Here is a 5,880-nt window from a genome sequence, read left to right as displayed (position 1 = left end):
CAGTGAATCAGCAAACTCCCGGGCTCTGGCGGCTCCGTGAGCTGGCTTACCGACCGGGAGGGCACAACGGCCCGGGGGTTAGTGGCACTGACGGTTTCAAAATCGGTTCTCCTCAAGGCAAATACCCGACGCCAGAAATCCGGTCCGGGAGCGTCAGGCTGGTATATTAAATCGTCCTTAACCAGAACAATCCGGCTGACTGCCTTGCTGATGGGGGGGCCATCCAGCCGGGGTGGATTCTCCAACAGCTCATTCAATGAGGCCAGCTGTCTGGGCCTGAGATTGTCACAATCGAAAACCAGGGTGATGGGCACTGACTGATAAAGAAGCCCGGGACGCTCGGTTTTTTGTCCGGGAGCGGGATAATAGTGCAGCCTTCTTAACGGGTGATGATCCAGGTCGTCCGGACGCCGGATAATAAAAAAAAACCCGATGCCTGTCGTTTCCCGATAGAGACGGATCAACTCCTCCTTCCTTTCACTCCCACGAAAGGATGCGCAAGAATGAAAGTCATCACCAATCGGTGATACCGATTGCTGCAGGTGGCTGATGCAATCTGTGATGGTCGTGACGTTACGGATTGGGCTGGAATGTGCACTATCTGCTGATGCCTGTTGGACTAAATATGACTGCTCATTTTTGACGGACAAAACCCCGGTTTCTGGAGTTTTTTTAGGGATTTTACTGAGCTGTGAAGGATCGCCTGTAGAACTAGCCAGCCTTTTTTGAGCTGTTACAACAGAATGATCACTGGGTTGCGGATTGTCATTGTGCACATTAACCAAGGCACCAGGCTGAATAGGAAGCATGATATTAGTACTTTTTCTGATAGTAATTGCGGTCCGTCAGTCACTTTGGATGGTGTAAACCGGCAAAAGTTCCTCCCTGCAATGCCGTACTTCGTCATAGGGGTGCCGTGATACGCTGAAGCGCGCAACAAAACCTCAACAGCTAATTCCCGCTTAAAATAGTTGCATCATGTTCATTGAGCAGGCGTTTTATGGTTCCCAGCGACTCCCGGCAATCCAGGGCAATACCCGGAGAAAAAATCCCACTGCCGATCAGGTTGAAGTTTTGCCCTGCCGGACTTTCAAAGATGATTCCCCGGTGTTCACCGAAGTTGCCAACGATCAAGACCCGAAATCTTTTCAGGTCGTTACATATCACCGGGGTATATATTGCAGCAGAGCGTTTATCGTCGATCAGGCGAATTAACTGCCGGTTAATTTCTGCATCATCGATGTGATCCTCTAAAAGTTTCTTGGTCTGGGGCTCAGGGAGTTCCTCAAGAAAGGCTGTGCCGGTCAGTTTATTGGTGCTTTGCCGGAGGGTCTCCCACGCCCTGTCGATCAAAAACCGGGCGGCCACTATCAGGGTATTGGTTTCCTGGTAAGAGGTTGATTTTTCCGGGAAACAGGGCTCACCACGGATCAGTCGGGCAATATCCGGTTTGCCCCGGGAGGCATGACTCCAATAAACCTCGGTAGCCGCCACTTGTGGCAATTGTTCCCAGGGGGGCAGCAGTGAAAAACTGCGAACCCCCAGACTGTTGCAGACATTTTTCAAATAAATTTTACCGATGGACTCAACCCGAAACAGGCGCTGGCTTATTCGTTGAGCCATGCCATTATGATCAAAATTGAACCGGATAATGGTCTGCAGGCTTTGAACAGGCAGGACGGGAAAATCATTCGGGCTTTGCAAATACAGTTGCCAGGCAAACTCCGACCACTGACAGAAAAGATGCTCTTTGGGAGACTGATACCTGGTTGACCAGATGAGCATACAGTGGCTCCAGTCGATAATGGCTTTTTTTTCCGGTGGGGCCAGGGTGGAAAAATGGTCAATGGCATGTCGGGCCGCTTGTAAATATTGTGTCGGCACCCAATGGTAGGCAATCAGAAATGCATCGATATTACCTTCGCAATCTGGCGATATTGGGTAAGATCGATCTGATAATCCCCCCCTGTTTATGGGGATAGGGCGGAAATTTTTCCGGAACGTTGCCAAAAAGGCGTCCTGGATAGGTTTTATCGCCTCTTGGGGTAATTCAGATCTAGTACAATTGTGTTGCTGGAGCAGAGAAGTGGCCAGTGCCAATATCCCATTCCAACCATCAGCGGCTCCGTCCTGCCCGTAAGATGAATTGACTGGCTGCACTGGGGCTGACTGGTAAAGATTGTGCCATTCCGGCTCTGATGAAAAACTGATACTGGAGCTGCCAGCGCCCCCTAAATCACACAGTCGCCACCCATTGCGGGATCTGACCTCAACGAAAGCATGTGATTTCGATTTTACTACTCGGGCTTCAATACCCCAGTAAAGACAGAGTAATTGCAATAGAAACGCACGGTGGCGGCAGCTTCCCTGCTGCTCCTGCAACAATTGCTTGACCAGACTGATGCCGGTTTCGTCAAAAGTACGATCGTAAGAAAATGTCCTGAACCAATCGACCAGCGCCAGCAGCCGTCCAGCCAGATTTCTTATCAGCCCTATTTCCCGCAACTTCCGGTATCCCGGAAAGTGAGTAGGATCCCCGCTGAACACCTCTTGATCCAGATGTACTTTAATCAGGGGAGGGCATCGCCGGGGCTGAGTGTTGATGGGATCATCAGCCGTTAACGGCTGAAAGTAAGTCCGGTCGGGTTTAATAATAAAATCTACCGTCTCCGGTTCCGAGAGTTCGGAACGCAGAAAGTATTGGCCTGTGTGCCTATCTTGTGCCAGCCTGGTCTGTTGCGGAATGGATCTCAGACCGGTCAACCGGTCGTTGGGAGTCAGCGATGGCAATGGTTGCCAATTGCGGCCCGGTTCCAGTGTCATGCGTCCAGGGGTTTCATCGGTTTTCAGATCGGTACGCCCGGTTAACAGGGGCAAAAGATTACTCTGATCCACGAGGTGTCTTGGCAACAGGCCGATAACTAAATTCTGATCAGTGGTCACATCGGCTGTGAGCAGTTTTAGTCGATACAGCTTGGCATGCCATTTAACGGGAAAATACCGGGTAACCTGAAATTTTCTGGGCGCACCTGGGGGCCTGCCCAGACTGAAAGCCTTCGGTGATTTTTTGGCCGAACCTCTGGAAGATCCCTTTTCTGATGACTGTACAAGAATATAGGGCCACTTAAATGCCCTTGAACTTTTTTCCAGATAGGGTTGCCACTCCCAGCTCAGATCATCAGGCCACCAACCCATGGGGGTTCTACCCAATCGATCGGCCGCCAGCAGCAGCTGCGGCAACGTCAGTTCAAGGGGAATGCGTTGTTGTCGGAAATCATTGTTAAGGGCACTGGCGCAATCGGTCAGCCACCGACTCAGATCCTCAGATACCCCCATGGCTTGCAGCCTGAGCCGGTAGTCATCCAGGGTATCATGGTGGATATGAACGCCGGTAAATCGGCTGGTCAATGACGGCGGGAATGCCGTCCGTCCGGGATAGGTGGGCGGATTAACGGTACCTATCAATTTGAACCCGGCCTTGTGGGGCAGCGGCAAGCGGTCATTAAGAAACTCTTCCAATAGCCCGGAAGGAATGATATTGAGTTCACTGACCACTAATACCTCACCCAGACGCCAGGCGCGGTTAAAGGCCTGCACAAACTGGTTAAACTGGTCCGGTGTCCCATTGAGATGCTGAAAGCCTTTACCGGTTTGCTGTTGCCAGGTGGTCAGGGTCAGCAGTAACAGGGCATCCTTACCCCACCCGGCAGTCCCTTCCACCACCATGGCAACTCTTCCCGGCTCCCTGAGTTGCAGAAATTGCCAGCAGGTTTTTATGTACTCTCTGGTGGCCGGAGTATCAATGACCAGTGGCGTCGATTGCTTTTTGTTCACCAGTGCCAACTGTCCGAAAAACTGTGTGAAGGCCCGCTGGTGCTGGTCCAGCAATGAACTGTCCACCTTACCGGAACTGTGCCAGTAATCCCTGAGCGCTTGCCATTGGGGGCGTTGGTCCCGATCGATCCGCCCACCCAGACTTTGCCCGCACGCTTCGTCAGCCAGTGCCAACACCTGGGCCTGGCTGGTGGGACAGGGTGCATCCGCCGTGATCAGCCGGAACCGGGCCATGATGTCTTTCAGGTCCCTTGGCGTCAGCTCATAGTCTGTGGATACCTGTTCTCTGTACTCTGCCAGCAGGGACAGGATGGTGGCCGAAGTGGTGGACCTCAGCTCCATGGGCCAGGTATCCGGCAGGAGTGGCTCAATGATGGCTTGTTGCAGAACGGACTCCGGCAGCGGCCGGTAGTAGAGGCGCAGAATCCGGCGTTGCAATTCAGGGTCAAGATTCCGACCCGGATAATTTTCCGGATTACCGGTCAACAAAACCCGGTGGTTATCTGTTAGCTCGAACGTCTGGCCATTGACGCAGAGCCGGGGAGGTGATTGCAGCAAACCGGTCAGTGGTGACAATAGTCCGTGCTGCACCAGATTGGCTTCATTAATAACCAGTAGGCCCGGGCGTCTTCTCCTGGCCCAATCCGTTATCTGGCCGGGTACCGAATGAGAGACCGTATTGCCCTGCCGGTCTCGTTTCAGGGAGACCGAACCGTACAGGTCTTCCCAGGTGGTGTTCGGTCCCAGGGTCAGGGTTTTCACCGTCTGCTGGTCAGGCTGTAGGCCAGCGGCAAGCCGGTTCATTGATGCCTGCCGCCGTTCCTGTAACGCTTGTCCGGTGGCGACGGCCAGACAGGATTTACCGGTACCCGCCGGGCCATTGAGTTCAATGATCCTATGCTGTCTGAGCATGGTCGTGAGCTGTTCAAGCCGTTTGCCCTGCTGCTGATGATGATGACAGCTGGCCTTCAGCCAATCTGAGGCCAGGGTCTGCAAGGAGGTTGTCAGCTCCGGGAAGGCGTGCTGAAGCGGCTGTTGCAGCGGTTCCAGTGGCTCAGAGAGATGGCATTGGCTAATGGCGGTCAGTTGCTGGTTCAAGTCCCGGGCTTGCCGATGCACCGGGATATTCTGGCTGCCACAGACCCGCAGGGCATCGTACAGCAGGCGCAGGCGATGGCCGGAATAGGGATGGATATTGTCGTTCAGTACCGGCAAAAGATCAGCCTCAATGCCCTGTTGAGGGAATATTGAGTGGATAATGGCGGCCATTTTCGCGGTGCTGCGGGGAGAAGGTTCGCCGAAAATAGCGGGCAAACACTCGCCCAGTGCCGGTGCCATATAACGGGCCAATGGCCAGAAATGATCGGCCAGATCCTTTGGGTGCTTCAGGGCTGGCAGGGTGTTCAGGATGGCAGCAATGCCATCACGATCAACATCTTCCATGGAATCCGGAAATATCGCACTGATCTGAGCTTTGACAAAACTGTAAATGGTTACATTACCCCGCACCGGATGGGCCAGTAACTTATTCAGGGCCTTACGCCAGTGGAAGGGCTCTGGAGTCTCGGCGCGATCCAGTTGCTGTTCAATGGGGAGCTGAGCCTCCAGCAGGGTCAGAAACTCAGCCGGTGCCTGAACCGGAATGACCGGATAACTTTTATCCGGGCTCTGGGGCAATGTCCGAATGCGGGACAAAAGACTGCCTAATGGCCGGATTGCATCGGGATGGCGGGACGAAAAGGGTTTGATCAAACCGGGGGCGGCCATAATGGATTCTGCCAAAATGGACTCAGCTTTACCGAGCTCAGCTATTTCAGGCTCAAAACTGTCAGGCTCAACACTATCAGCCTCTACACTGCCTGCTGAGCAATCACTCCAGGTATCCTGCTGCTGTTGCCAGCGCTGGAACCATGGGCCCTGGGCAGGCAGTTGGTCAGCGGGCCAGACTATATGCAGCTGGCAATTGGGCAGGACTTTTTTCTGGCCGTAAATCCAGAGATAGGGCTTAGGTGCCAGTAGTGACTCCAGATGCCCTGCCAGGGTCGG

2 protein-coding genes are annotated in these 5,880 nt (G+C 53.5%); both read right to left on the bottom strand.

What is annotated here, in order from left to right:
* Positions 1-650, bottom strand: a 650-nt coding sequence (locus CX664_RS17845) for a hypothetical protein (RefSeq protein ID WP_146000121.1), incomplete at its 3' end; no start/stop codon positions are given.
* A gap of 301 nt (positions 651-951) precedes the next feature.
* A partial coding sequence (locus CX664_RS17840; RefSeq protein ID WP_146000120.1) for an AAA family ATPase occupies positions 952-5,880 on the bottom strand: 4,929 nt, incomplete at its 5' end.

Source organism: Endozoicomonas acroporae (genome assembly GCF_002864045.1).
In the GTDB taxonomy this organism is placed as follows: domain Bacteria; phylum Pseudomonadota; class Gammaproteobacteria; order Pseudomonadales; family Endozoicomonadaceae; genus Endozoicomonas; species Endozoicomonas acroporae.
This window is presented reverse-complemented; position numbering and strand designations above follow the sequence as displayed.